This is a genomic window from Marisediminitalea sp., from assembly GCF_984433645.1.
The window spans coordinates 1-2387 of record NZ_CFIDRX010000294.1 but is presented as its reverse complement, the minus strand read 5'-3'; the positions used below and the strand labels follow the sequence as shown (position 1 = coordinate 2387).

At 49.3% G+C, this 2387-nt stretch carries 3 protein-coding genes; all 3 read right to left on the bottom strand.

The genetic code is table 11. The features are described 5' to 3' along the window. Window positions 1-73 precede the first annotated feature (73 nt). The gene (locus tag AC4MRN_RS20510) at window positions 74-1168 is read right to left on the bottom strand and encodes a NosD domain-containing protein (protein ID WP_491204373.1); all 1095 of its coding nucleotides are present in this window, start codon (window positions 1166-1168) and stop codon (window positions 74-76) included. Between the two features lie 2 nt (window positions 1169-1170). Beyond that, window positions 1171-1764 carry an acyltransferase gene (locus AC4MRN_RS20505; protein WP_370241292.1) on the bottom strand — a complete coding sequence of 198 codons (594 nt, stop codon included), beginning with the start codon at window positions 1762-1764 and terminating at the stop codon, window positions 1171-1173. Then, window positions 1761-2387: glycosyltransferase family 4 protein (locus tag AC4MRN_RS20500; protein WP_491204372.1), on the bottom strand; the 627-nt coding region annotated here is incomplete at its 5' end. The genes AC4MRN_RS20505 and AC4MRN_RS20500, both read right to left, overlap by 4 nt.

Below are 2387 nucleotides of genomic sequence, written 5' to 3'. Positions count from 1 at the left end.
CCAGCTAAGTGCGTTTATTGAAAAACAGTACGCGTCGTTAAGTGAAGACGTGAGATTAGGGCAATAAGCAAAGCTATTGCGTTATTGCCGCTCTAACGGCTGGCCGGTATTCAGGCGGAAAGCGTTCAATAAGCGTCGACACTTGTAAGGGCGTTAACTTATCAGCATTGTGGTTGTTTATGACGGTGGCGCCACCACCGTTACGGCGCCGTATACGTTTGTTCGTGGTATTGTTAGTGATTTCTACACGCTGAGTTGCTGGAAATCGGTATTCAATACTGTTGGGATAGCTGTGATATTGCAGAACCCAGTTACCGCTCACAATTGTGTCGGGTGAACTTTCCAGCGTGATGCCCGCATCGGCATAAGGGTGGCTATTGTCAGCGTGTATTATCCAGTTATCTTTAATCACCCCACCTTGGTTCCCCTTATTGGCCATGCCAAAGCCAATGCCTCTATCACTGTTTACAATGATGTTGTCTTCCACAGTAATATGTCCGCTGCTATACCAAAGATGGATAGCGTGTTCAGCTACGCGCTTGGCGGGGCTGGCAATCCCGTAAAACTGATTGTGTCGGATGTGCCAGTGTTGTCCCAAGTGCAGGTCAATGCCGCCAATATAATATTGTGGGCCAATACCTGCTGAATAAACGAAGGTGCTATGCTCAACGACTCCGAAGTCAGCAGCCTCCGGCTGTCCAGGCCGATGGCTGACCTTTAATAATTGCTCATAGCTGTCGCGTAGCACAGAACGCGACAAGTGGAAATAATCTGCATTGTTTTCACCCGCTACCTGAATAATGTGATTCGGCGCTTGTTCTGCAGTTAAACCAATAAAACTAAAATGAGGTGCATTCACGCGTAGCAGGCTGAACACCTGGCCTGTTTGTTTCATTCCCGGACCGCGCAAGACTACGTCCTTCGCATTAAGCGATTCCGATTGCAAAGTGATCCCCGGTGCGGTGACCACAATCGGGCGGTGAATCGCGTATAGACCGCGACGCAGCTGTATGGTGGTGTTGCCGCCTACTCGATTGGCTTCGTGAATAGCCGCATAGAGTTGTTCACTACTTTCAACCGTAATATGGCGCTTAGCTTCTGACGCAACAGTATGCATGCTGTTTAACATCAGCATACCGGCGACAACTAGGAACCATCGCTTTAACATTATCATGTGTCTTTTGGCTTGCGGCTTCCCAGAACTTTAGCTGGGTTGCCCCCTACAATAGCGTAATCCGGGACATCAGAAATAACCACGCTACCAGCAGCGACAACACATTTTTTTCCGACATTTGCCATGACTAAAGCGCCGTTGCCCAACCAGGAGTCTTCACCAATCTCTACCTGAGTAAATGTACCGCCCTGTTCCCGGAGTGGTGTGTCAGGATCAGAGAAATTGTGTTGCCCTTTGCCACTCATAATATGCACACCACTGCCGAGTAAACAATTTGCCTGGATACGGCATTTGCCAATATTGCATTGCGGGCCAATATAAACGCCGTCACTGATATGTGTGTCGTGCTGAGAGAACAACGTACCAAATCCGATGACGGTATTCTGGCTGGTGTTATTAAGTACCAGGCGATAGAAAGCGGCGCGTAAATACACGCCTATCAAGCCGGGAAACAGGCTTACCATTTGCGACCAACTAGTGGTGGCCTGATCTTTGTCCATGAGTATTGATTGCAGCGTAAAACCAACCCAAAAAGGGAAGGCCAGTAATAGAAAGACCAGCCGTATGACCGACTTAATTAACGACTTCATTCGGCCTGCACCTCTTTTTCTTTTTGGTTGTCAGGCAGTAGCGATAACAGTGACTGTAACTTGCCCTGCCAGGAGTAATGCGCGGCAATGGTGTCCAATGCGGATTGCCTGACTGCCTGATAATGTGCCGGTGACGACATTAATGTTTCAATGGCGTTTAGCATCGCCTCGGGTGTATCGCCGATATGTATGCTTTCACCGTCTTGGTAAACAATGCCTTCAGCCCCCATTGATGTCGCGACGACCGGTAACCCACAGGCAAAGGCTTGTAAAATCTTATTCTGAATACCGCGAGCGATGCGGAAAGGCGCAACAAACAGGTTACTCTCATGGAAATACGGCAAAATATCATCAACAAATCCGGTTACCGTTATACCGGACTGCTCGGCAAGCTGACGAATTTCCGGTGCTGGGTTCATACCCGCAATGGTTAAGGTAGCCTGAGGCCATGCGGAGACTACCGCTGGCCATACATGCCGATAGAACCACATCATGGCATCGACATTGGGCGCATAGTCCATTACGCCAGCGAATAGTAGCCTGGGGACGTCGACGGCTGCCGGCGTGTCGGCAGGGTGAAACTCAGTTGGATCAATGCCGTTGCCAATGGTTACTACATTGGC

What these genes read in the sequence shown, in the direction of transcription:
- AC4MRN_RS20510 (WP_491204373.1), bottom strand. Translation starts at nt 1,168, where the DNA reads ATGTTAAAGCGATGGTTCCTAGTTGTCGCCGGTATGCTGATGTTAAAC.
- AC4MRN_RS20505 (WP_370241292.1), bottom strand. Translation starts at nt 1,764, where the DNA reads ATGAAGTCGTTAATTAAGTCGGTCATACGGCTGGTCTTTCTATTACTG.